Here is a 24,504-nt window from a genome sequence, read left to right on the forward strand (position 1 = left end):
CCAATGACTAAGTTAATAAGGAGCAACATATGGAACAACAACCAAAATACAAGTGTTATTATCTAGGGAAAACTTATCCTTTATATACAAAAGTAGATCAATCAATAAAAAAGGTTACTATAGAGTGGGATGGTAAAGCTTTTACATGTATTAGTCCACAAGAAGATGACATTGATATTAATAGTGCTCTTCAAAGGTTTTATAAAAAGGCAATTAAAAAATTAATTGAAGAAAGATTAAAATTATATCAACCAAACTTTAAAGTAAAATATAAATCGTTCTCCATAGAAGATCACGCAAATAAATGGGGAACATGTAGTTCAAAAAAACACCTTACTTTTCACTGGCAACTAATTTTGTTTCCACTAGAAGCTATTGATTATGTAGTTGTACATGAACTATGCCATCTAATACATCTAAATCACGATCGTTCGTTTTGGCGTTTAGTAGGCAAAATTTATCCGAATTTTAAAGAAGTTATGCCTATTTTAGGTACGGAAAAAACTAGAGATGTTTAGGAGATATAACTAAATTATAATTGAGGTTCCCTTAGTTTTAGGGAACCTTTTTAAATTCCCAACTGCTAAACTTGAGCAACGGACCTGCTTTTCAAGGTCGTTGGCGACATGAGCGAAGCGAATTTTTTTACTCTTCATCATCTTCATTTAGCATTTTATCGATTTGTTTTTGTCTTTTGTTATTAAACAGGTAGACAATGAAAAATACAGCAAAAGCGAAAACTGTTGATGATACAAATGTAATTATTTGTGTAAATATAAAGAATCCCCAATTATTTCTAACATATTCCTCAATTGTTGGATATTTTAGAACGCCGTTGATAACGCTTACTACAAGTCCGCATATCACGCTGTTTAAAACAACTATTTTTTTTGCACTTTCCGATGTGCTAAATAGATTATTTCCGGTAACTATATTTCTAATTAAAATATAAATAGATGCCCCAAAAAATGCTATAAATTCTACAACGTATTGTGAAAAAGGAGCATTAAACAGGTACTGCTGCACAAGTATAGAGGCAAGAAGTATAAACATCAAAAGACTACATGTATCGCTACCGATTTTGCGTTTTTGAGCTAAAATTCTTTCATCTTGTACTATTTGCTTTTTCATATTTATTCCTCCCAAAATAATTCGTTTAAAGTTTTACCAAGTGCTTTGCAGATTGCAATGCAAAGATTTAGTGTGGGATTATAATTTCCCGATTCAATCATTCCGATGGTTTGGCGGGTAACACCAACAGCTTTTGCCAAATCTTCTTGCTTCATATCACATTCCATTCGAGCTATTTTCATTCGTTTGTTTTTCACGCTATCCCTCCTTATATTACATAATATATATTATAATATTCATTATGTCAACTATATGTTACATTATACTAAAATATGAAAGCATGATTGACAAGTAATATGCAGATGCAACTAAAAGTTCAAAAGGCTTTAGATATTTTAAAATAAATATTTAAATTAAGATATTTAATACAATAATTAATAATTTATAAATATTTAAAAGTAAAAATTAAAATATTTAATTTCAACATTGATTAATCTGAAAATTGATGCTATTATAGAAATATAACAAAGGAGAGGAAATTTATGGCATATAAATTAATAAGCAAATGTCCAGTCTGCAATTCTAATCTAAGGGTTGTTAAACTTAAATGTAATAAATGCAGTACTGTAATCGAAAATGAATTTGAACTTTCAAAGTTTGAATACTTAGGAGAAGACCATCTTAACTTTATGGAAGTATTCTTAAAGTGCAGAGGAAATATTAAGGACGTAGAAAAAGAGTTGGGTATATCCTATCCAACTGTAAGGGCTAAGCTTGATGAAGTTATTTCTGCTCTTGGATATACCTTGGTAAAAAAGCCTACAACGAATAATAAAGAGATACTTGATCTTCTTGAAAAAGGAGAAATTTCAGCTGAGCAGGCTATAAAAATGATGAAAGAAAATTAAAATAGGAAAGGATGGCTAAAAAATGAAAGAAGAAATTAAAAGAATTTTTAAAATGGTTGAAGACGGAAAAATTGATTCTGATAAGGCTGTAGAACTTATTGATGCTATTAACAAGTCTGCTGAATCACACCAGCTAACTGTATCAGGAAATTGTGACAAAATGCTTAGAGTTAGAGTACTATCGTCTACAGAGGATACTGTACATGTAAATGTGCCTATTAAATTTTTGAAGGCAATAGGAAATGCTGTTAATAATATTAAGATACCAGGCATTTCAGATCAAGAGGGAATAGATATAAAAATGATTATGGATGCAATTGATTCAGGTCTTGAGGGGAAAATAGTGGATGTAAAAAGTAGCAATGGAGATATAGTTGAAGTTACTATAGAATAATAAACTGTCAATGGTGGCATATCTATTAAATGAAAGGGAGAATAAATTTGAAGATTTATGTAAAGCTTGACAGTGGGAGAAGTTTTAAAATACTAGCACCGATGAGTATTGTTAAAGCAATTCTTGGTCTTGGAGGCTTTGGAGTATCATTTGCTAAAAAATATATCCCCAAAGAGCAAAGACAATATGTTGATAGTATTGATTTTAAGGAACTTAGAAAAGGTATTGATGTTTTAAAAGAGTATAAAGGGTTAACTATGGTGGATGTAAAATCTGGAGACGGAACAGAGGTAAAAGTAGTTATTTAGGAGACGGATTTCATAGATTTGCAAATTAATAAAGGTAAGATAGTATAATCATATAAAATCATAACCGCTGATTAAGGTGAAATTAGTAGCTTAGTCTGCGGTTTTTTATTTTTTGATATATAATAATTTATACTTAAAAGCTCGCATAAATTATTATATATAGAAAAAATAGAAGGGCACATTATCGGGGGGATATTATGAATTTTAATTATAAAAAGAATCAAGAAAAAATAGCTGTAGATTTAAGAAAAAATGCAACACGCAAAACAGCCTTAATAAATCAAGAAACATACAAAAAAATGAATTGGAGCAAAATAGAAAACGAAAATAACTTGGCGAAAGCGGGAATGCTTGTTAATGGAGGATTGTCCGTAATTAAAAATGAAGATTCTTTAATTCCTGCATGGGACTTAAGAAGATATTCTTTTCTATTTAACAACTATATACCTTCTACAGTTAATCCAAAACTTTGGGTACATGGGAACTTAAATTTAAATACAGGACTGTTTAAGGTTACAGATAATATATATCAGGTTAGAGGTTTTGATTTTGCAAATATGACCTTTATTAAAGGAGATACAGGTTGGATTGTAATTGATTGTTTGAGTTCAAAAGAAACGGCAGAGGCAGCTATAAGTTTTGTTAATAATTATTTTGGAGATATTCCAATAAGTGCAATTATCATAACACATTCTCATGAAGACCATTATGGAGGAATATTAGGTGTTGTAGATAATTTTGCTAAAGAAGATATTGAGATTTATGCTCCTCAAAATTTTATTAATTCCGCTTTAGAGGAGAATGTAACTGTTGGCGTTGCAATGTCTCGACGTGGTATATATATGTATGGTGTAGAATTACCTAAAGATGAGAAAGGGCAGATAGATAATGGTATTGGGAAAGGCACATCAACTGGAACTGTAACTTTCACAAAAAACATAAATGAAATTAATGAGGAATATACAGAAAAAGTAGTTGATGGAGTTAAAATGGAATTTAAACTAGCTTTAAATACTGAAGCACCATCAGAAATGTTTGTATATATACCAAGTGAAAAATCTCTATGTATTGCTGAGGATTGTAATGCAACTCTTCATAATTTACTAACTTTAAGAGGTGCCAAAGTTAGAGACGCAGTTGCCTGGGCAAGAAGTATCCAAAGTACAATTGATTTATGGGGAGACAATCTAACTTCAGTGTTTGGAGTTCATAATTGGCCTCGTTTTGGAAATGAATCATGTATTGAGTATTTGGAGAAACAAAGAGATTTATATCAATACATAAATGATCAAACTTTAAGACTAATAAATAAAGGTTATACAATAGAAGAAGTTGGAAGAATGGTTAAACTTCCCAATAGTCTATCAAATGAATGGTACAACAGTGAGTTTTATGGAACTGTAATCCATAATGCAAAGGCAGTTTACCAAAGGTATCTTGGCTGGTACAACGGAAACCCAGTGGATCTAAATAAATTACTTCCAGAAGAATCAGCAAAGAAATACGTAGAATATATGGGTGGAGAGTATAGTGTTTTAGAGAAAGCTAGAAAATCATTCATGGACGGAGAATATCAATGGGTTGCAGAGGTTACGAAACAAGTTATATATGCCAACCCAAATAATAGAGATGCAAAGTTGCTGTGTGCAGATGCTTTAGAGCAATTAGGATATATTGCTGAATCGGGACCTTGGAGAAATGCATATTTAATGGGTGCTCAGGAACTACGATATGGCGTTATTCCAATTAGCGGTTCGTTTATTTCAGATGATGTATTAAATAATTTACCTCTAGGAGATGTTATCTATTTACTTAGTATAAAAATAGATGGATTAAAAGCTGGGGATTTGGATTATAAAATTAACTTTGTTATTCCAGATAGAGAAGAAGTAGCTTCAACAGAGGTCAAGCGAGGGATATTTAGATATTTAAATGATGAGTTAGATGAAGATGCTGCTGTTACCGTTACTATGCCAAAGAATATATTATATGATCTAGCAACAACTAATAAAAAACCAGATAGTTCAAATATAATAATAAAGGGAGATATCAATAAGTGGAATGTATTTTTATCTCTACAAGATACCATAAATCAAAGGTTTAATATTGTGACACCTGTATCAAAGTAGTTGGTCGATGTTAGAAAATAAAGTTTATAGTGAAGGGTTGTTTTAGTATTAAGAAATTTTTAATATTAAGGCAACTTTTTTAAATTACCAGGATATTATAATTTATCCGGTCTGTGGATAAGTTATAATATCCAACTGATACACTTGAGCAACGGACCTGATCTTCAAGGTCGTTGGCGACATGAGCAAAGCGAATTTTTGTAATTAAAAAAAAGCATATTCCTATGCCTTTGGTGTGTTGACAAATATATATAATCGTAATACAATTAAGGTTATGCAAAGAATTAATCTAAAATATGTATCAACTTAAGTATAACATAAAAATAAAATAAAGTCAATATATATTTTCAAAAAGGGGATGATAAAAAATGGCTTCATCAATTATATTAAGTTCATTAAATTCAAACTTAAATACAATACAAAAAAATGAAATTCTACAAATGAATAGTGAGTCAGAACAGTATGGATTAAGTTTAAGCCAAGATGATATTGAAGAGATAATAAAATCACGAAATCATACATTACAAAGCTATGGAAGAATAGATCTAAATATAAACGTAACAAAGCAGCTTATAGAGAATTTGTATATATCTCAATATACTGACAAGGATGATTATGTAGAGCTAATAAATGATTTACAGGACATTTTTTATTATTTGAAAAATGAAACTTTGGATGAAATAAGTGATATAGAGATATTAGAAATAATAGATGAATTTTATAATGAATGTAGTGGCAGAATCGATAACGTACAAAATATGGTAGAGAAATTTGCACAAGATTACAAATGGGGAAGGGGTAGAGATAGATAATGAATTTACAACTTGAAAACACTGAATTTAATCCTAGAAATTTGGTTAACAGCCAATATACTATCTCACTTATTAAGGAATGTGTAAGAGCAAAAATTTTAGATGAACGTACTATTTACAATATCCAAATTAAAATATCCGAAATATTAAAAGATGTTATTATGAAGTATACTAGAGGACAAAGTAGTTCTGTAACTATTGAAACTGCTGAAAAACTTATTATTGCAATCTGGTATACCATAGATGCTTATATAGATAGTTTTGAAAAATTAGGAGATAGCATTGAAGCAATAAAAAATGAAGATGTTAAAAAAATGTATTTAAAGGGAATGACTATTTTACAGTATGAGTTTGATAAAACTAAGGATCTTTATAATGTTATAGTAGATAACAAATTAAAAACCCAACTAATAGCTTATAATGATACTTTAATTAATGGTATAGGTGATTTCTTTAGAAACTATAATATTGAATTTGAACCCCATGAAATACCTGGAAGTATAGATTATCCCTTAGCTTTTGATGATTGGGATATTCAAGGCCTATGTTATATCAAAAACTATCTTTGGAATATGCATATAGAAAATAAGATTTGTAGTTATTTTAAAGATGAAAATGTAGAGAGTATATTAGATTTTTATGGGAATATGTATGATACAAACTATAGGGATTTGCTTATAAATATTTTTGAACTAACTATAACTAATGCTATATTTTCTATTATGGCAAGAAATCCTAGTGGAAGATTGGACATTAGTGAATTTCAATATAATTACCTAGAAGAAAACCTTAATAATTTAAACAGGGAAGATATAGACAGGTTAATAAATTCATGTGTAGATAAGCTAATATATGATATGAAAATAGAAGATAAATGTGAAATAGCTTATATAGAAAAATATAAAAATAGTATAATAGCTACAACTATATCAGCACTTGAGATAAATAATCTTAGAAATATATTAGTGGTAACTGAAAGAAAAGAAGTAGGCAAGAGCAGTTTTATAATAGATGAAGAAAATAAGTTATCTGATGAAGAATTTAAATTTGTTATTGAAGAAATAACAGAATCTAAAAGTATATCTAAAAAGATAGAACTAATTAGGGAAAATCTAAACTCTACAAAAGATTTTATGGATATGTTAAGAAGCAATTGTCTATTTGAAGAAGAATTTATAGAGTTATTTAAGTCATTAAGTGATATAGAATTATCTATGTTAGGCAAGTACGTATTTTATGGTGAATATAGAATGGACAAGCTATATTTAGAAAAAATGCTATGGAATAAAATTAGTATAGATTATGAATGGCAAAATCATTATATAGAGTTTTTAAAAAGCTTAGAGAAATCAAGGCTAAAAACTATAGAAGATATAATAAATAGTATATAAACAAATTTTTATTATAAAACTTCCTCCCATTTATCCTAAAAATCTCACAAGATTGAAAGGTTAGGAATAAATTATCAGTAAGAGGGGGAATGATATATGCCTTACTATATAAACCAATATGGTTATGTACAATGGTATCCACCAAGGGATACTTTCTTAATAAACGATATTACAAAAGCTATAATTTTAGAGGCTCAAGATTATTACTTTTATGAGAGATTGGCACAGCTGGCTAAAAATGAGCAGGATAGACAGATGATATATAGAATTCAGCTAAATGAACAAAAACATTATCGCTGGTTTAGACCGATTTTACGTAGATTAGGTGGAGAACATCCACAAATTCCGGCAATACAATTACCTAATACATTTGAAGAAGGCTTAAAAACAGCTATTTACGATGAATTATACGAGGCATATTTTTATATGTATATTGCATCTAGAGCAAATCACAACTATATAGTACAACATTTTACCAATGCTGCTATTGATGAAAGACGCCATGCATTATGGCTTCAGAGTATGTTGACAAATTTGCAAAGCCAATAACCCTCTATATAGAGGGTTATTTATTGTAAAGATATATAAATAATTTTTGTATATAGGTTATAATAATAGTAGTATATTTTACAAAAAATACCATTCTGAAAGGAAGGATGCTTTTATGTATAAAGCAAAAATCAATTACTTATATCATTCTAGTTTTATAATGGAAACTAATTCACAGATTTTTATATTTGATTATTATAATGACAATAGCAATGGCCAAGGTAGAAGTCTTAATGATGGTGTAATTTGTGATGAAATTTTTAATAATGATAAATCTATTTATGTTTTTGCTTCTCATGGTCACGGTGATCACTTTAATTCATTGATATTTGAGTGGAAAAAAATTAACCCTAATATAAAGTATATTTTAAGTAGTGATATTGAAATTAAAGACAACTATCCTGAGCATAATGTAATTTCTGAAGGGGATAGTATTGAGTTTAAAGATATTATTGTAAAAGCATATGGTTCAACAGATATTGGTGTATCATTTATGATAAAAACAGAGGATATGAATATATTCCACGCTGGTGACTTGAATTGGTGGCACTGGAATGGTGAAAGCGAAGAATTCAATACTAATATGGCTAAAGATTTTAAAGCTCAAATAGATAAACTAAAGAATAATGATATCGATATAGCATTTTTCCCAGTAGATTATAGACTTGAGGAAAATTATTATTTAGGTGGAGAATATTTCATTGAAAACTTATCTCCTAAATTATTTATACCAATGCATTTTGGAGATTATCCTGAAGTTACAAAAGATTTCTCACAAAAGCTTAAAGATTCTAAAACTAAAATAGAGGTAATTGATAAACGAGGGCAAGAAATATTGTATTAATAAATAAAAACACCTACTTTACAATTAACACTATTTTTAAGTATTATAATATAGAATTACATATATTTTAAGGGGGAGAAGTTAAATGGAAAAATCAAAAGTATATTTTACAAATTTAAGAGCAAATCCTAATATGACATTATTACAGAAATTAGAAAAATTAGTTAAAAAGGCGGGAATTGAGCAAATTGACTTTAAAGAAAAATTTGTAGCAATTAAAATTCACTTAGGAGAACCAGGTAATGTAGCGTATTTAAGACCTAATTTTTCTAAGGTCATAGTTGATGTAATAAAAGATAACGGCGGCAAACCTTTCTTAACAGATTGTAACACACTGTATGTAGGAAGAAGAAAGAACGCGCTTGAGCATTTAGATGCAGCTTATGAAAATGGATACAATCCTTTTGCAACAGGATGTCATGTAATAATTGCAGATGGTCTTAAAGGTACTGATGAAGCACTTGTACCTGTTGAAGGTGGAGAATATGTAAAAGAAGCAAAGATAGGTCAAGCAATAATGGATGCTGATATATTTATTACTATGAATCACTTTAAAGGTCATGAATCAACTGGATTTGGTGGAGCTTTAAAAAATATAGGTATGGGTTGTGGATCTCGCGCTGGTAAAATGGAAATGCATAGTAATGGAAAACCAAAAATTAGAGCACACAAATGTGTTTCATGTGGAGGTTGTATAAAAAACTGTGCACATGACGCCATTAGCTTTGATAATGACAAAAAAGCAGGTATAGACTATGATATATGTGCTGGATGTGGACGTTGTATAGGTGCATGTAACTTTGATGCAATAGGGGTATCTACATATGCGGCTAATGATATATTAAATAAGAAAATAGCAGAGTATTCTCAAGCTGTATTAAAGGGAAGACCTCATTTTCATATAAGCTTTGTAATAGATGTTTCTCCAAATTGTGATTGTCATGCGGAAAATGATATGCCTATTATTCCTGATGTTGGTATATTTGCATCATTTGATCCAGTAGCTCTTGATATGGCTTGTGCTGATGCGGCTAATAAGCAATCAGTAATACCTGGAAGTCACTTAGCTGAAAAGGTAGCACATACGAATGATCACTTTATTAATAATCATCCAGAAACTAATTGGGAAGTATGTATAGATCATTCAGTTAAATTAGGAATTGGTAATAAGGAATATGAGTTAATAGAAATGTAATGTTTCCTCATACTACACACGTTGAGACTATAGTGAAGCTTAAGAAGAAAGAGCTTTATATCAACGTTTTGAAGGATTTTAAGTAAAAATTGAAGTGTGTTTTATGTTCCCTAAAACTTTATAGGTTTTAGGGAAATTTTTTTTATGGGGGTTTATAAAATTTATCTTGTCGAATGTAAACTACTTTTGTAGAAAGTATGAAAAATAATTATATATTTGTTATAATCGATATTATTATAACAAAGATCGGTAGCATTATAAATATTATTGATGAAAAAGATATAAGAGTATTATTATGTATATTATTTGTGGTTATCACAATATTTTTATCTAATAAAGAAGATGAATACAAATTGATGGGGGATAAAAATGAGGAATTTAAGCATTAAGAAAAAGCTGTATTTTATGATTTTAGTAATATTCATTCCGAATATCATTTTTCAGGTTTTTAATATGCATAGCGAATTTGAAAAAAGCATAGATCTAGAATTAAAATCTAATGAGGATTTTGCTCAAGCTGTAAGTTCAACTTTCACAAATTATGTTGATGGGATATGGGATAATGAACTTTCTATGGGGCTCACAATTGCTAATAACAATAGTGTAAATAGTGAAGAAATAGGAAAATATATGAGATCTATATCGGAAGATGATCCAACCATAAAACAATACTCATGGATAGACATATCTACAATGAAAATTGCTGCAAGTTCTAATCCGAAGGCCCTTGGCGTTTCACTTGCTGGACGAGAGTATCTTAATAAAATTAAAAATGGTGAGAATATGGTACTTTCGGATATGGTAATTTCTCGTGTGGATGGTAAACCAGTTTTTGTAGTTGCAAGAGGTATAAGAAAAGATAATGTACTAAAAGGGATAATGATGGCTACTATAAATATAGAAGACCTGAATAAAATTTTACCTGCTAACAGAGGAATAGGTTATAGTTCCTTCGGTTTGGTTGACAGTAAGGGGGTTTTCATATATAGATATGGAATTTCTAATATAGCTAGTAAGAATATTAGTGTGAAAGAAGTTCCTATTTTAAATACTGTGTTAAAGGATGAGATTGTAAAAATAAGAAAAATCAAATCCCCTATTACTGGAGAAAATATGATAGGGGTAAATGTACCTATAAATAAGCTAGGGTGGGTTGCCTTTGCTAACAATTCATATGATGAAGTTTTAGTTAGAACTTTTAGTGATATGAAAAGTGATGTAATTATGCTATTATTTCTAGTTGCAGCAGGGATATTAGCAAGCATTTTTATAGAAAGACAAATACTTCATCCAATATCTATACTTAAGTCATCTGCGATGGAGATGTCAAAAGGTAATTTAAACGTTCGCACAAATATTACTGGAAAAGATGAAGTTGCATTAGCAGCTCAAGCTTTTGATCAAATGGCAGCCAATATAGAAGAATATGATAATCTTAAGACACAATTTTTCTCAAATCTATCTCATGAACTTAAAACACCTTTAAATATAATTTTATCCTCTATTCAGTTGATTGAAAGAAAGCATGCTCCTACAGTTCGTTGTGAAATATGTGAAAATGTATTAAAGTATATGCCATTGATGAAGCAGAATAGTTATAGACTCCTAAGATTGATAAATAATCTTATTGATATTACACGTATTGATTCAGGATTCTTAAAATTTAATTTTAGTAATCATAACATAGTATCTGTAATAGAAGACATAACTCTATCTGTAGCAAATTATGCAGAGTCTAGAGGTATTAATGTTATATTTGATACAGATGTGGAAGAAAAGGTAATAGGATGTGATCCAGATAGTATTGAAAGAATTATACTCAATCTTTTGTCTAATTCAATTAAATTTACTCCTTTAGGGGGAAGTATTTTTGTAAGTATTTTTGATAAAAAAGATAAAATAGCCATTTCAGTAAAAGATACTGGTATAGGAATTCCACAAGATAAAATAGATATTATTTTTGATCGTTTTAGACAGGTTGATACATCTTTGCATAGGGCATGTGAAGGTAGTGGTATAGGGCTATCACTTGTGAAGGCGCTAGTCGAAGGACTTAAAGGAAACATTTACGCTCAAAGCGAGAATGGAAAAGGTACGGAGATTACTATAGAACTTCCCGTATTTCTAGTTGCAGAAAATGATTCTATAGTGGTGAATAAACTTAATAATAACAATATGGACAGGGTTCAGAGAATTAATATTGAGTTTTCAGATATATATAACTAATAAATTATGTAATACTTAGTAGCTATACGACCCCCTTGCTTTAAGGGGGTATATTTTTACGAAAATGAAAATTATTGCGTATGAATGAACAAGAATAATAATAAAAAACTTAAATATATTTTGTTAGTTTGATGGAGGTTAATATGAGCAAAAATATAACAGTAAAGGATATTCTTAATACTCCAGAGTTTTATGATTTCAAAGTAATAGCAGGGAAGAGTGCATTAAATAAAAAGGTTAGCTCAATTACAATTATGGATGCCCCTGACCCATTCCCATGGGCAAAGGGAGGAGAAATAGTATTATCAAGTGGATATGTTTTCAAAATACACTTTGATGAATTTCAAAATATCATAATGAAGCTGCATAGAGCCGGTATAGTAGCACTTTTTATTAAAGTAAAAAGATTTTTTGGTCAACTTCCTGAGGAAATTATTCATTTGGCTGACGAGATTGGCTTCCCTATAATTGAAGTTCCAAATAGAATTGCTTTTACTGAATTTATTAATCCTGCATTATCTAAAATAATAGACTTACAGTCTGAAGTATTAAAAACTTCAGAGAAAATTCACACTACATTTACCAACCTAGTGATTAATAATGAGGATACTCAAAGTATAATAAATATACTTTCAGATTTATTAAATGAGGATATTTTCTATTATGATATTCATTTTCAAAGGACTTATTATTCTAACCGTATAGAGATGATACCGCAGGAACTAAAATATTTAGACTTGAAGGAAATTTTAAATAAGTATCATTATTATGCAATAGGGATAAATAAGGAAGTTTATGGTTACATAATATATTTAAAGCTTAAGGAAGAGGAAATTGAAAATGATGATTATAATATACTATCCCATGCAAATACAGCTTTAATATTAGATGTTCAGAAAAAAATAGCTAGTATGCAAATAGAAGATAGGCATAAAAATGAATTTGTTCAAGATATCATAATGAACAATATAAAATTCAAGGAGGAAGTAAATAAGAGAGCCGAAATATATGGATGGAACTTTTCGGGGCCTATATGTGCAATGGTAGTAGATATTGATAACTTTAAGGCTCAATACTTAAAGCTTGGAAACAAAAAGTCAAATGAAGAACTAGAATTTATTAGAGAGCAATTTATAAAGAATACTACAAAAATTATAAAATCTTACTTTAAGGATGCTGTATATGCAACTTTCAGTGATAGGATAGTATTTCTGCTTCAACCCAATGACAGAGATATAAAGAGCGTTGATTCCAAACTTAAAAAAAGTATGGAAGATATAAGAAAGTCAACCCATGAAAAATTTCAGTTTACAGTGACATTAGGAATCGGAGATTTTAAGGATGACATAATGGATGTGCACAAGAGCTATGGGGAGGCCCTTACATCTATAAAAATAGGAAGAGTGCTTTATAAAAAGAATTCTATTGTTTTTTATGGAGAACTTGGTGTTTTTAAACTTCTTTATTCTGTATATGAAAATGAAGAGGTTAAGGAGTTTTGTATATCAAGTATTGGCAAGATAATAGAACATGATGAAAAGTATAATTCAGAACTTTTAAAAACGCTCCTCATAATCTTAGAGAATGATTGGAATTTAAAAAGTGCTGCAGATAAAATGTTTATTCATTATAATACAATGAAATATAGATATAAAAAAATTTGTTCAATTTTAAATGAAGATTTGAACGAATATGAAGTCAGATTAAAACTATCTTTGGCCTTGAAAATTTATCAAATGACAAATTAAATACAAATATATTTTAATACATCTACTTAAATTAAGTGGGTGTATTTTTTATTATAAAAAATCAAAATTCTAATATAAGGAAGGGATAAATTAAAAATTAATGAAGCTGTTTTGTACTATACACACAAAAAAAGCTTATGATTTTAGTGTTTAAGGGATAATGAAGATTCTTATTATGGAGTGTATAATTAGACTATCAAAGATTAAGTATGAATTTAAATGTTATACAAACATTATTTATGGTAAATGTTGCTTTGGTTTTCATAAGTAATAATCGATAAATTATTCATTAAATTGCAAAAGGAGTGATAAAAATGTCAAATATACTAGAAAAGGCCAAATCAATTGAGGAATATATTATAACCTTTAGAAGAAATCTACATGAGAATCCAGAACTTAGCGGACAAGAATTTAATACACAGGAAAAGATTATGAGAGAATTAGATGTGTTAAAAATACCATATAAGAAAGCTGGAAATGCATCACTAATAGCAACACTAAAGGGGGGCAAGCCCGGAAAAACTGTTGCACTAAGGGGTGATATAGATGCTCTTCCTATAAAGGAAGATTCAGGTGTTGAATTTGCGTCTAAAAGTCCTGGAGTGATGCATGCCTGTGGCCACGATGCTCATGCAGCTATACTTCTTGGAGCAGCAAAAATCTTATCAGAAATGAAGGATGACATAAATGGTGAAATAAGATTCTTCTTCCAAGAAGGGGAGGAAACCTTTACCGGTGCGAAAAAAATAATAGAGGCTGGTGGAATGGATGGGGTTGATGCCTGTTTTTGTATACACAATATGCCTCTTATAGATACTGGATATATAGATGTTTCTCAAGGCTATAGATCTGCAGGCTGTGATACCATTTATGTTAAGTTTGAAGGAGTTTCAGGACATGGATCAGCTCCTCATCTTGCAAAGGACACTATCCAACCAGCATGTACCTTTGTTACTGACCTACAAGGTATAGTGACTAAAAATGTTGACCCACAGGAGCCTATAGTACTCTCTGTTGGTAAATTTATAGGCGGAACAAAGGCAAATATCATAGCTAAGTACACTGAACTTGATATTTCCATGAGATACTTCAATAAAGATGTGAAAAAAACAGCTCACGAAGCTATAAAAAGACATGCAAAGGCTATTGCTGATGCATACGAAATCAAAGTTGACGTAAGAATAGAGGATAGCGCGCTTAGTGTTTATAATGACGAAAAATTATCTGAACTAGCAGCAAAAAGCGCAGTTAAGATATTTGGAGAAGGAAAACTTGTACAAACGCCTAAAGCCATGGGTTCTGAGGATATGTCCTATTACTTCGTACATGCAGGCGGTGTTTTTGCATGGCTAGGCTCAGGAAACGATGAAAAGGGTTGTGTATACTACCCACATCATGAAAAGTTTAAGATTGATGAGGATTGTTTGAAATACGGTGCAGCAATGCATGTGCAGTTTGCTATTGATTTTTTAAAGGAACATATATAAAACTTATTATAAAGGAGAGACTAAATAAATGAACCCAGAAAATTTGAAACTAAGAGATGAGAAAGTTAAAAAAGTTGAAAGTTACAGGTGGGTCGTTTGGACTATTCTTGCAGCTGTGTATGTTTTCGTAACATTCCATCGTATGAGTGCGGGGGTTGTTAAAGGCGACCTCGAGAAAGAGTTTTCAATTGGAGCAGCACAGTTTGCTAATATTGGATCAATGTACTTTTATGCATACTTTATAATGCAGATACCATCAGGGATATTTGCAGACAAACTAGGACCTAAAAAAACAGTTACAATATTTTCTATGATAGCAGCAATAGGCTCAGTTATATTTGGATTGGCTCCTAACATAATGGTTGCTTATATAGGTAGATTTCTTGTTGGGATTGGAGTATCAGTTGTATTTATTTGTTTGATAAAAATACAATCTCGTTGGTTCTATTCAAGAAATTTTGCTTTGATGATAGGATTTGCTGGATTAGTAGCTAATGTAGGAGCAGTACTTGCACAAACTCCACTTGTTATTGCAGTTGGAAATTTTGGGTGGAGAAACACCTTTATTTATATGGGATTAGCAATGGTATTCTTTGCAGTATTGACTATGATATTTGTAAAGGATGATCCTAAAGACATGGGACTTCCAGGTATGGACGAACTTGAAAACAGGCCTGTAGTAAGCGCAAATATTGAGGTTATTCCAGCACTTAAATCAATTATGTCAAACAAAAGAACATGGATTATATCCTTTGCATATATAGGTATATATACAGGATATGTTGTATTCTTAGGAACATTTGGAGTTTCATTCTTAATGCAAGCGTATAGTCTGACTAAAATAGAAGCAGCAAATTATGTAATATCAACTATTGCAGGCTCAGCAGTAAGCAGTTTAGTAATTGGTTATCTTTCTGATCGTTTTAAAAATAGAAAGATTCCATTAATTCTTTCAGCAATGGTGACTTTACTAGGGTGGATAATACTTATCTACACTAGAATGCCTTTAAGTCTTCTTACTCCATTCCTATTTGTCTTTGGTTTTGCTATGTCAGGCTTTACAATGTGTTGGACAATAGGAAACGAGGTAAATGATAGAAGACTTTCTGGTATGGCTACCGGAGTTGTAAACTGTATAGGATTCTTAGGAGCAGCAGTTATTCCAGTAATAATGGGCAATATTCTTGATAAATATAAGGATGCACCAGCAATTGGATATGAGAAAGCATATCTTGTTTTAATAATTTTAATTGCTGTGAGTACAGTTGCAACATTTTTCTCAAGTGAAACACACGGTAAAAATATATATGAGGAAAAATAAGTACTTTAGGAGGGAATATCTTGTTAGATAAAGCCAAACAAATTGAACAATACATTATTGATCTTAGAAGGTATTTTCATGAAAATCCTGAATTAAGTGGGGAAGAGTTTAATACGAAGAGAGTGGTTGCAGAGGAACTTCAAAAGCTTGGCATAGAGATAAAGGGAGCAGGAAATACCTCCGTGATCGGTATCTTAAAAGGTAATAAGCCTGGAAAGACAGTTGCTTTAAGAGCTGACATGGATGCTCTCCCTATAATAGAGCAATCAGGAGTTGAATTTTCATCTAAAAATCATGGAATAGCACATGCTTGTGGACATGATGCCCATACTGCTATGCTTCTTGGTGCAGCTAAGATTTTATCAGAAATGAAGGACGAGATAAGCGGTGAGGTTAGACTTTTCTTCCAAGAAGGAGAGGAGAATTTTACAGGAGCTAAAAAAATAATAGAAGCAGGTGGAATGGATGGAGTTGATGCATGTTTTGCAATGCATGGTCTTCCAGCTCTTGAAACAGGATATGTAAATATTGAGCCAGGATACAGATTGTCAGGTTGTGATACTATTTATGTTAAGTTTGAAGGAGTATCAGGACACGGCTCAGCTCCACATCTTGCAAGAGATACTATACACCCAGCATGTACTTTTGTTACTAACCTACAAGGTATAGTGACTAAAAATATTGACCCTCAAGAGCCAGTAGTACTATCAGTAGGAAAATTTGTAGGTGGTACAAAGGCAAATATAATTGCTAAATATACAGAAGTTGATATTTCAATGAGGTATTTTAATCCAAAGGCTAGAGAAATAGTTCATGAAGCAATAAAAAGACATGCAAAGGCCATTGCTGATGCTTATGAAATTAAGGCAGAAGTGATTATAGAAGAAAGTACTATTAGTCTTTATAACGATGAGGAACTCACAATACTTGCTAATAAAACTGCAACAAAAATTTTAGGTGAAGGCAAAAACTTACCTATGCAAAGACCAATGGCATCAGAGGATATGCCTTACTACTTTAAGTATGCTAAGGGAGTTTATGTAAACATGGGATATAGAAATGATGAAAAAGGATGCATATATTTTCCACACCATGAGAAATTCAAAATCGATGAAGACTATCTAAAGTATGGTACAGCAATGTTTGCACAGTTCGCGCTAGATTTTTTACATCAGTAGAATTTATTAACATGAGCTAAGAGAGCGAACTTACAAGCTTTCTTAATAATATAGTAGATATATAATAATTAATAGTAAAATAATATATATCATTACTGAAAAGGAAGTGAAAAGATGATTTCTTCGATATTTTTATGCCATGGTGGACCGACACTTGTGGTGGAAGAAAACGAATATACTGATTTTCTTAAAAATCTGGGCAAAAAACTAACACCTAAAGCTGTTGTGATATTTACGGCCCATTGGGAAAGTGAAATTACAACAATTTCATCAATGGATGATACCTACGATATGATATATGACTTTTCCGGATTCCCAAAAGAGTTATATTCAATAAAATATCCTGCCAAGGGCTCTGTAGAAGTAGCTACAAAGCTCAAATCCATGTTAGGGAATAATGGCATTGAAAGCAAGTTTGACGAAAACAGAGGATTGGATCATGGTGCGTGGGATGTTCTTTACTTAATGTATCCAAATGCAACTATACCTGTTGTTCAAGTATCAGTAAATCCTTATTTAGCGATGGAAAAGCAATATGAGATAGGAAGGGCCATTAGGGACCTAGGAAAAGAAGATATCTTAGTAATTGGAAGCGGTTCAACTGTTCATAACCTTGCTACAGTTGACTGGAATGCAGATAAGGTAGAAGAATGGGCAGTAGAGTTTGACAATTGGCTTATAGAAAAAGTAGAGAATAATGATAAGAAAGCTCTTTTTAATTACAGGGAGACAGCACCACATGCTAAACGTGCCATACCACGTGAGGAGCACATAGTTCCTATGTTTATAGCAATGGGAAGTGGTAACAAAGACAAGCCAAAGCTTTTACACCAAAGCTATGCATATGGAACCTTGAGTTATATATGTTTTGAGTTCTAAAATTAACCCCAAGCAAGTCCTTTAGAAGATATGAGGAATATTATATTTATGATTTTCTTCTTTATGAAATGGTAATAGCCGTTCTTTCGAACGGCTTACTGTTTTTCTTTTAGAAAGCATTCTCGCTGTCGTGAGTAAATTGCCAGTTGATACCGAACTTATCGGTTAAAGAGCCGTACAAGCCGCTCCAAAATGTCTCTTGAAGCTCCATGACCACTTGACCGCTGTCGTCTTTGAGGTGGTTAAAAATACGAGTTATTTCGTCCTTGTCCTTTGTTCTATAAGCAAGGCTAAAATTGTCACCTTGAGTAACAGGCATTCCCGGCGGGCAATCGGAGAACATGACATCGTATCCGTTAATGCTTAAGTAGGTGTGCATAATTTGATTTTTTTCTTCCTCGGACATATGAAAGTCTGATTCATTATGGAATTGTCCGAAGGTCATGGTATTTTGTTTTTGGCAACCGAAAACTTCTGCATAGTATTCTACAGCTTGACGACAGTTGCCGTTGAATCTGATATAAATGTTTAATGACATTGAAAACACTCCTTTAATTTGTGATAGGATAAGCATATCACGCAAACGTTGACAACAGTATGTCATCATTTTATAATGAATTTAAAATTCTTTATTAAGGGGCTGATGTAACGTGAAAATGAATAGGCTTATCTCCATCATCATGTTGCTCTTAGAACGTAAAACTATAAGCGCAGGTGAGCTTGCCCGAACATTTGAAGTATCCAAGCGTACGATTTATCGCGACATCGAAACCATAAACGAAGCGGGAATACCCATTATCACCTTTCCCGGTATTAAAGGTGGTATTGGAATTATGGAGGAGTTTAAGGTAGATAAGCGCTTGTTTTCTGAGTCGGACTTGATAACGCTTTTAATTGGGCTTTCCGGTGTGCATTCTGCACTTGACAGCGAAGAAACAAAGCAAGCTATGAGTAAGCTAAAAGCGATTATCCCCAAGGAAAAGCAGAATGATATCGACGAGCTCACAAGGCGAATCGCTATTGACCTGAGCCCTTGGAAAAAGGACATTATACGTGAGGGATATCTGCAAACCATCAATTCAGCTATTGTAGAGCGGAAAATTCTCAGTTTTGATTATTCTAATAGCAATGGTGATGTTTCTTTTCGGGAAGTCGAGCCGTACCGTTTGCTCCACAAGAGTAATAGCTGGCATCTGCAAGGATTCTGCCTCTTACGTCAGGAAATGAGAACTTTTCGGTTTTCTCGTATACGCAAGCTAATAGCTTCAGAGCGAGCTTTTACGCCGAGGGATGTTGATTTCTCAACATTAAGCAAAAAAATTGATTATGATATACCGAAAGTTATGGTGAAAATCAGGTTTGATGATACGCTTAAAGGTCAGCTGCTAAGTTATTTGAGCGATATTGACATAAGGCATGAAAATGGGAAAAACATTGCTACAATTCCCATATTAGACGGAGATATTGGAATACGGTTCTTGCTTTCACTTGGGGAGTCGTGCGAGTGTCTTGAGCCTCAAACCGTAAGGGAAAAGCTCATTCAAAAAGCTGAGGCGGTACTTGGGGTTTATAAGCAGAACCCCAAGTCGTAAATGTAAAAACAACTCCTTCAGCCTAAAACACTAATATCATTTTTCTATCAAAACACATGTTGAGACGTTAGAAAGGATAGAGAGGAAATAGGTTGAAATTAAAGGGTTAGAGAGATTTAACCCTTTTTTGTGTGTATTATGTTTCCGGGGGGCTAAAAATTTATGCATAACGGCACAACATGGTAATAAGTAATAGAAGACTGGCTTTACTTCTCAAAAAATATTATTGATGTTATAGTCTAATTAGACTATAATGTTTAAATAGCATTAGTCTAATTAGACTAATAATAAATTTAGTAGTTTTCATACCAAGTAAAACTTACTGAGGCAAGAAAGGATGAAAAAAATGGTTAAATCGTTTTTAATGTTAGGACAGTCAAATATGGGGGGAAGAGGGTTCATTCATGAAGTACCCCCGATATATAATGAAAGAATACAAATGTTGCGTAATGGTAGATGGCAAATGATGGCTGAGCCTATTAATTATGACCGTCCTGTTTCGGGAATAAGTTTAGCCGGTTCATTTGCAGATGCATGGTGTAGTCAAAATCAAGAAGACACTATTGGTTTAATTCCTTGTGCTGAAGGAGGAAGCTCTCTGGATGAATGGGCTATAGATAAAGCACTTTTTAAACATGCAATAACTGAAGCTAAGTTTGCCATGCAAAATAGTGAATTAACAGGAATTCTATGGCATCAAGGAGAAAGTGATAGTATGGGTGGTAACTACAAAGTCTATTACAAAAAATTACTTTTAATTATTGATGCTCTTAGAAAGGAGTTGAATGCTCCATATATTCCTATAATTATTGGAGGATTAGGAGACTTTTTAGGCAAAGAGGCATTTGGAAAACACTGTACTGAGTATAAACTTATTAATGAGGAGTTACAAAAATTTGCTTTTGAACAAGAAAATTGTTACTTTGTAACAGCATCAGGTTTAACTTCCAATCCTGATGGTATTCATATTGATGCAATTTCTCAAAGAAAATTTGGTTTACGATATTTTGAAGCCTTTTCTAATAAGAAACATGTATTGAAGCCATTAATTAATGAAAATGAATTATTAAATCTTAGTTATTCTAGAACACATACCAAAGGAGAAAAGTTATATATAATAAGTATGGATTTGGCATTAGGAAAAATATCATATGATGAATTTGAATCTCAATTCATACAAATAAACAATGGTTAAATTAAAGGCGGTGTTTTTTTGATACCTTTACTTATTTTAGGTTTATTGAAACAAAATCCAGGTTCTTACGGATACGAATTATTAGCCTTAATGGAAGAGAGACACTATAAATATATAGTGAATTTTACTAAAGGGTCATTTTATTATAATCTTCAACAATTAGAAGAAAAACAATATATTAAAAAAATTGACCAATTAGACAATACTAGAGAGACTCATAATTATATTATCACTGAACTAGGGGATAAGGAATTTGAAAAATTGATGTTCAAATATGGATCTAAGACAGAATATATAAATTTATCTTTTTATTCAGCAATGCTATTTGCTAATGAATATAAAAGTGAGGAGTTAACAAAACTAATAGAAATACAAATAGAACAAACTAAAAAGAAGATTTCTTTATTAGAGCAATCTATTGAGCATAACGAAACTATCCCTACTTATTTTAGAAAAATGTTAGAAAATTCACGTTCTCATCATTTAGTAAATGTTCAATGGTTTGAAGGACTGTTAAAAGATATAAGGAATGGAAATGAAAATTAAAATTAAAACTCTCTCTATCTTAATTATAACATATAAAAAATTGTAAATGTAGGCTGTTTGTTTACATTTGCTAGTGCTATAATCAATAGCACCTTATTTCATTTGTTGGAAGGGTATTATTAAGGAATTCAAAAGGAGGTAATATATGAGTTCATTTGTACTTGATTTTCAGGACATTGACAAAACAAAACTCATGGTTGTTGGGGGTAAAGGAGCAAACCTAGGGGAACTTACTAAGATTGAAGGAATACGCGTACCAGATGGCTTTTGTATTTCTACTGAAGCCTTTAAAAGAATCATTGAGGAAACAACCACCATTAAAGAATTACTTAATCAGTTATCGCTTTTAAAGATAGAAGACAGGGACAAAATAAGTGAACTTAGCGGTGAGATTCGGAGAGTCATCGAAGGAATAGCTATCCCTGAAGACATTAATGAAGAAATCACCCGTATTCTCTTAAGGCTTGGAGAAAAAAATGCCTATGCAGTACGTTCTAGCGCAACTGCTGAAGATTTACCAACGGCCTCCTTTGCAGGGCAGCAAGATACGTATCTGAACATTATCGGAAAAAATTCAATCTTAAAGCATATCAGTAAATGTTGGGCATCCCTATTTACTGAGAGGGCAGTAATTTACCGCCTTCAAAACAACTTTGACCACCGCAAAGTCCACTTGTCTGTAGTTATTCAAAAGATGGTATTCCCACAATCGTCAGGAATTCTGTTTACTGCAGATCCAGTCACTTCTAATAGGAAGGTGTTATCCATTGACGCTAGCTTCGGACTTGGTGAGGCCTTGGTCTCTGGCCTCGTGAATGCTGATAACTACAAAGTACAAAGCGGCAAGGTTATAAAGAAGATATCATCCAAGAAACTAGCTATTTATGCTTTAAAAGATGGTGGTACGAAAGAACAAGAGATTGAGCCTAAGATGCAGAATAGGCAAGCACTAACCGATGAACAGATTTTGGAGCTTGAGCGTATGGGCAGAAAGATCGAAGAACATTTCGGACGTCCTCAGGATATCGAATGGTGTTATGCTGATAATACATTTTACATTGTACAGAGCCGCCCAATCACTACTTTATACCCAATCCCTGAAGCAAATGATGAAGAAAATCACGTATATGTATCTGTTGGTCATCAACAAATGATGACAGACCCATTCAAACCACTGGGAATGTCCATATACGAATTAACATGTTTTGGACAAAGGTTTAAAGCTGGTGGAAGGTTGTTTGTTGATGTTACACATATACTATCTTCACCTGATAGCAGAAATATGTGGTTAGATGCCATGGGAAAACACGACCTTCTCACAAAAGACGCAATTGTTACAATAATTGAGAGAGATTTCATAAAATGTTTACCAAATGATAAAGAAAAACAGAGTGACAATAAAATGAGTAAAAGTGTGTATGACCCTACAATCGTTGAACATTTAATTAAGAGTAGTCAAAGATCCATAGAAGAGTTAAAACAAAACATCCAAAGTAAATCAGGATTAGATTTATTTGATTTCATTCTAGAAGATATTGGGGAGTTAAAGAGAATTTTATTTGATCCACAAAGTACAGCTGTATTTATGGCTGCTATAGATGCTACAATATGGATCAATGAAAAAATGGAAAAGTGGTTGGGTGAGAAAAACGCAGCAGATACCCTTTCTCAATCAGTACCAAACAATATTACTTCGGAAATGGGTCTGGCACTATTGGATGTGGCAGATGTAATTCGTCCTTATCCAGAAGTAATTCATTATTTACAACATGTAAAAGATGATAACTTTTTAGATGAACTTGTTAAGTTTGATGGTGGAAAGGAAACCCAAGAAGCAATCTATTCTTATCTTAACAAATACGGAATGCGATGTGTAGGAGAAATTGATATTACTAAAACTCGTTGGAGTGAAAAACCAGCTATACTTATTCCTATGATACTTAGTAATATCAAAAACTTTGAGCCTAATGCTAGCAATAAGAAATTTGAGAAAGGGCTACAGGAAGCTTTGACAAAAGAACAAGAGTTACTAAAGCGATTGAAGCAATTAGAAGATGGTGAACAAAAGGCCAAAGAAACAAAAGAAATGATTGACCTAATTAGGAATTTCATCGGCTATCGTGAATATCCAAAATACGGCATGGTTAATCGCTACGCCCTTTATAAGCAGGCTTTACTGAAGGTCGCTGAACGACTTTTACAAGACAAGGTTATTCATGAGAAAGAAGATATATACTATCTCACTTTTGAAGAACTTCGCGAAGTCGTACGCACAAATAAACTGGATCACCATATAATTAATAAACGTAAGGAAGAGCATAAATTATATGAAAAACTAACTCCACCACGTGTTATCACCTCTGATGGTGAAATCATTTCAGGTGAGTACAAAATAGAAAATCTTCCAGAAGGTGCTATTGTAGGGCTACCTGTTTCTTCCGGAGTTATAGAAGGACGAGCACGTGTCATATTAAACATGGAAGATGCTGATCTAGAAGATGGAGATATATTAGTCACCTCATTTACTGACCCTAGCTGGACACCATTATTTGTATCCATAAAAGGCCTAGTCACAGAAGTTGGTGGACTTATGACCCATGGAGCAGTTATAGCACGTGAATATGGCTTACCAGCAGTTGTTGGAGTAGATAATGCTACCAAAATCATTAAAGACGGGCAGAGAATTCGGGTAAATGGAACAGAAGGCTATGTAGAAATCCTATAATAGTAA

23 protein-coding genes are annotated in these 24,504 nt (G+C 32.0%); 20 read left to right on the top strand and 3 right to left on the bottom strand.

Annotated elements, in window-relative coordinates:
• Positions 1 to 29: 29 nt before the first annotated feature.
• Positions 30 to 518 carry a M48 family metallopeptidase gene (locus tag BS62_RS07185; protein WP_496490580.1) on the top strand — a complete coding sequence of 163 codons (489 nt, stop codon included), beginning with the start codon at positions 30 to 32 and terminating at the stop codon, positions 516 to 518.
• Between the two features lie 127 nt (positions 519 to 645).
• Here the strand turns inward: BS62_RS07185 and BS62_RS07190 are convergent, their stop codons facing one another.
• Positions 646 to 1,131 carry a DUF6773 family protein gene (locus BS62_RS07190; RefSeq protein ID WP_496490581.1) on the bottom strand — a complete coding sequence of 162 codons (486 nt, stop codon included), beginning with the start codon at positions 1,129 to 1,131 and terminating at the stop codon, positions 646 to 648.
• A gap of 2 nt (positions 1,132 to 1,133) precedes the next feature.
• Entirely contained in the window at positions 1,134 to 1,328 is a 195-nt protein-coding gene (locus tag BS62_RS07195) for a helix-turn-helix transcriptional regulator (RefSeq protein WP_496490582.1), read from the bottom strand.
• A gap of 285 nt (positions 1,329 to 1,613) precedes the next feature.
• On the opposite strand from BS62_RS07195, the gene BS62_RS07200 reads away from it, so the two are divergent.
• The 15 genes from BS62_RS07200 to BS62_RS07270 all read left to right on the top strand — a co-directional run bounded on the left by BS62_RS07200 (position 1,614) and on the right by BS62_RS07270 (position 18,440).
• Positions 1,614 to 1,979 (top strand): DUF2089 domain-containing protein, encoded by a 366-nt coding sequence (locus tag BS62_RS07200; RefSeq protein ID WP_496490583.1) that lies wholly within the window; start codon positions 1,614 to 1,616, stop codon positions 1,977 to 1,979.
• 22 nt (positions 1,980 to 2,001) lie between these two features.
• Positions 2,002 to 2,373, top strand: a complete 372-nt coding sequence (locus BS62_RS07205) for an SHOCT-like domain-containing protein (protein WP_496490584.1) — start codon at positions 2,002 to 2,004, stop codon at positions 2,371 to 2,373.
• A 47-nt stretch (positions 2,374 to 2,420) separates the two neighbouring features.
• Positions 2,421 to 2,681, top strand: coding sequence for a hypothetical protein (locus BS62_RS07210; protein WP_496490585.1), 261 nt, complete (start codon positions 2,421 to 2,423; stop codon positions 2,679 to 2,681).
• Between the two features lie 197 nt (positions 2,682 to 2,878).
• A complete protein-coding gene (locus BS62_RS07215; RefSeq protein WP_496490586.1) occupies positions 2,879 to 4,810 on the top strand; it encodes an alkyl/aryl-sulfatase in 1,932 nt (643 codons plus the stop codon).
• 368 nt (positions 4,811 to 5,178) lie between these two features.
• The gene (locus BS62_RS07220; protein ID WP_496490587.1) at positions 5,179 to 5,622 is read left to right on the top strand and encodes a DUF6323 family protein; all 444 of its coding nucleotides are present in this window, start codon (positions 5,179 to 5,181) and stop codon (positions 5,620 to 5,622) included.
• Positions 5,622 to 7,013 carry a DUF6179 domain-containing protein gene (locus tag BS62_RS07225; protein WP_496490588.1) on the top strand — a complete coding sequence of 464 codons (1,392 nt, stop codon included), beginning with the start codon at positions 5,622 to 5,624 and terminating at the stop codon, positions 7,011 to 7,013. Before BS62_RS07220 ends, BS62_RS07225 begins: the two co-directional genes overlap by 1 nt.
• 96 nt (positions 7,014 to 7,109) lie before the next feature.
• The gene (locus tag BS62_RS07230; RefSeq protein ID WP_496490589.1) at positions 7,110 to 7,562 is read left to right on the top strand and encodes a hypothetical protein; all 453 of its coding nucleotides are present in this window, start codon (positions 7,110 to 7,112) and stop codon (positions 7,560 to 7,562) included.
• 115 nt (positions 7,563 to 7,677) lie between these two features.
• Positions 7,678 to 8,406, top strand: a complete 729-nt coding sequence (locus tag BS62_RS07235) for an MBL fold metallo-hydrolase (protein ID WP_496490590.1) — start codon at positions 7,678 to 7,680, stop codon at positions 8,404 to 8,406.
• Positions 8,407 to 8,491: 85 nt separating this feature from the next.
• Positions 8,492 to 9,601, top strand: a complete 1,110-nt coding sequence (locus BS62_RS07240) for a DUF362 domain-containing protein (protein ID WP_496490591.1) — start codon at positions 8,492 to 8,494, stop codon at positions 9,599 to 9,601.
• Positions 9,602 to 9,970: 369 nt separating this feature from the next.
• A complete protein-coding gene (locus tag BS62_RS07245) occupies positions 9,971 to 11,827 on the top strand; it encodes an ATP-binding protein (protein WP_496490592.1) in 1,857 nt (618 codons plus the stop codon).
• A gap of 143 nt (positions 11,828 to 11,970) precedes the next feature.
• The gene (locus BS62_RS07250; RefSeq protein WP_496490593.1) at positions 11,971 to 13,575 is read left to right on the top strand and encodes a PucR family transcriptional regulator; all 1,605 of its coding nucleotides are present in this window, start codon (positions 11,971 to 11,973) and stop codon (positions 13,573 to 13,575) included.
• Positions 13,576 to 13,889: 314 nt separating this feature from the next.
• Complete coding sequence (locus BS62_RS07255) at positions 13,890 to 15,062, top strand: amidohydrolase (protein ID WP_496490594.1); 1,173 nt, start codon at positions 13,890 to 13,892, stop codon at positions 15,060 to 15,062.
• A 28-nt stretch (positions 15,063 to 15,090) separates the two neighbouring features.
• Complete coding sequence (locus BS62_RS07260; RefSeq protein ID WP_496490595.1) at positions 15,091 to 16,383, top strand: MFS transporter; 1,293 nt, start codon at positions 15,091 to 15,093, stop codon at positions 16,381 to 16,383.
• Positions 16,384 to 16,403: 20 nt separating this feature from the next.
• Positions 16,404 to 17,561: an amidohydrolase gene (locus BS62_RS07265; protein ID WP_496490596.1), complete on the top strand. Its 1,158-nt coding sequence runs from the start codon at positions 16,404 to 16,406 to the stop codon at positions 17,559 to 17,561.
• A gap of 114 nt (positions 17,562 to 17,675) precedes the next feature.
• On the top strand, positions 17,676 to 18,440 hold the full coding sequence (locus tag BS62_RS07270; protein WP_496490597.1) for a DODA-type extradiol aromatic ring-opening family dioxygenase: 765 nt from the start codon (positions 17,676 to 17,678) through the stop codon (positions 18,438 to 18,440).
• 109 nt (positions 18,441 to 18,549) lie between these two features.
• Here BS62_RS07270 and BS62_RS07275 read toward each other — a convergent pair whose 3' ends face one another.
• A complete protein-coding gene (locus BS62_RS07275) occupies positions 18,550 to 18,978 on the bottom strand; it encodes a VOC family protein (protein WP_496490598.1) in 429 nt (142 codons plus the stop codon).
• Between the two features lie 118 nt (positions 18,979 to 19,096).
• Here BS62_RS07275 and BS62_RS07280 point away from each other — a divergent pair, with 118 nt between their 5' ends.
• The 4 genes from BS62_RS07280 (at position 19,097) to ppsA (ending at position 24,498) form a co-directional block, all read left to right on the top strand.
• Positions 19,097 to 20,032, top strand: coding sequence for a helix-turn-helix transcriptional regulator (locus tag BS62_RS07280; RefSeq protein ID WP_496490616.1), 936 nt, complete (start codon positions 19,097 to 19,099; stop codon positions 20,030 to 20,032).
• A gap of 346 nt (positions 20,033 to 20,378) precedes the next feature.
• Entirely contained in the window at positions 20,379 to 21,227 is an 849-nt protein-coding gene (locus BS62_RS07285; RefSeq protein WP_496490599.1) for a sialate O-acetylesterase, read from the top strand.
• A gap of 18 nt (positions 21,228 to 21,245) precedes the next feature.
• Complete coding sequence (locus BS62_RS07290; protein ID WP_496490600.1) at positions 21,246 to 21,773, top strand: PadR family transcriptional regulator; 528 nt, start codon at positions 21,246 to 21,248, stop codon at positions 21,771 to 21,773.
• 145 nt (positions 21,774 to 21,918) lie between these two features.
• Positions 21,919 to 24,498, top strand: a complete 2,580-nt coding sequence (gene ppsA, locus BS62_RS07295; RefSeq protein ID WP_496490601.1) for a phosphoenolpyruvate synthase — start codon at positions 21,919 to 21,921, stop codon at positions 24,496 to 24,498.
• The last annotated feature ends 6 nt before the right edge of the window (positions 24,499 to 24,504 follow it).

The organism is Sporacetigenium mesophilum DSM 16796 (genome assembly GCF_059569055.1).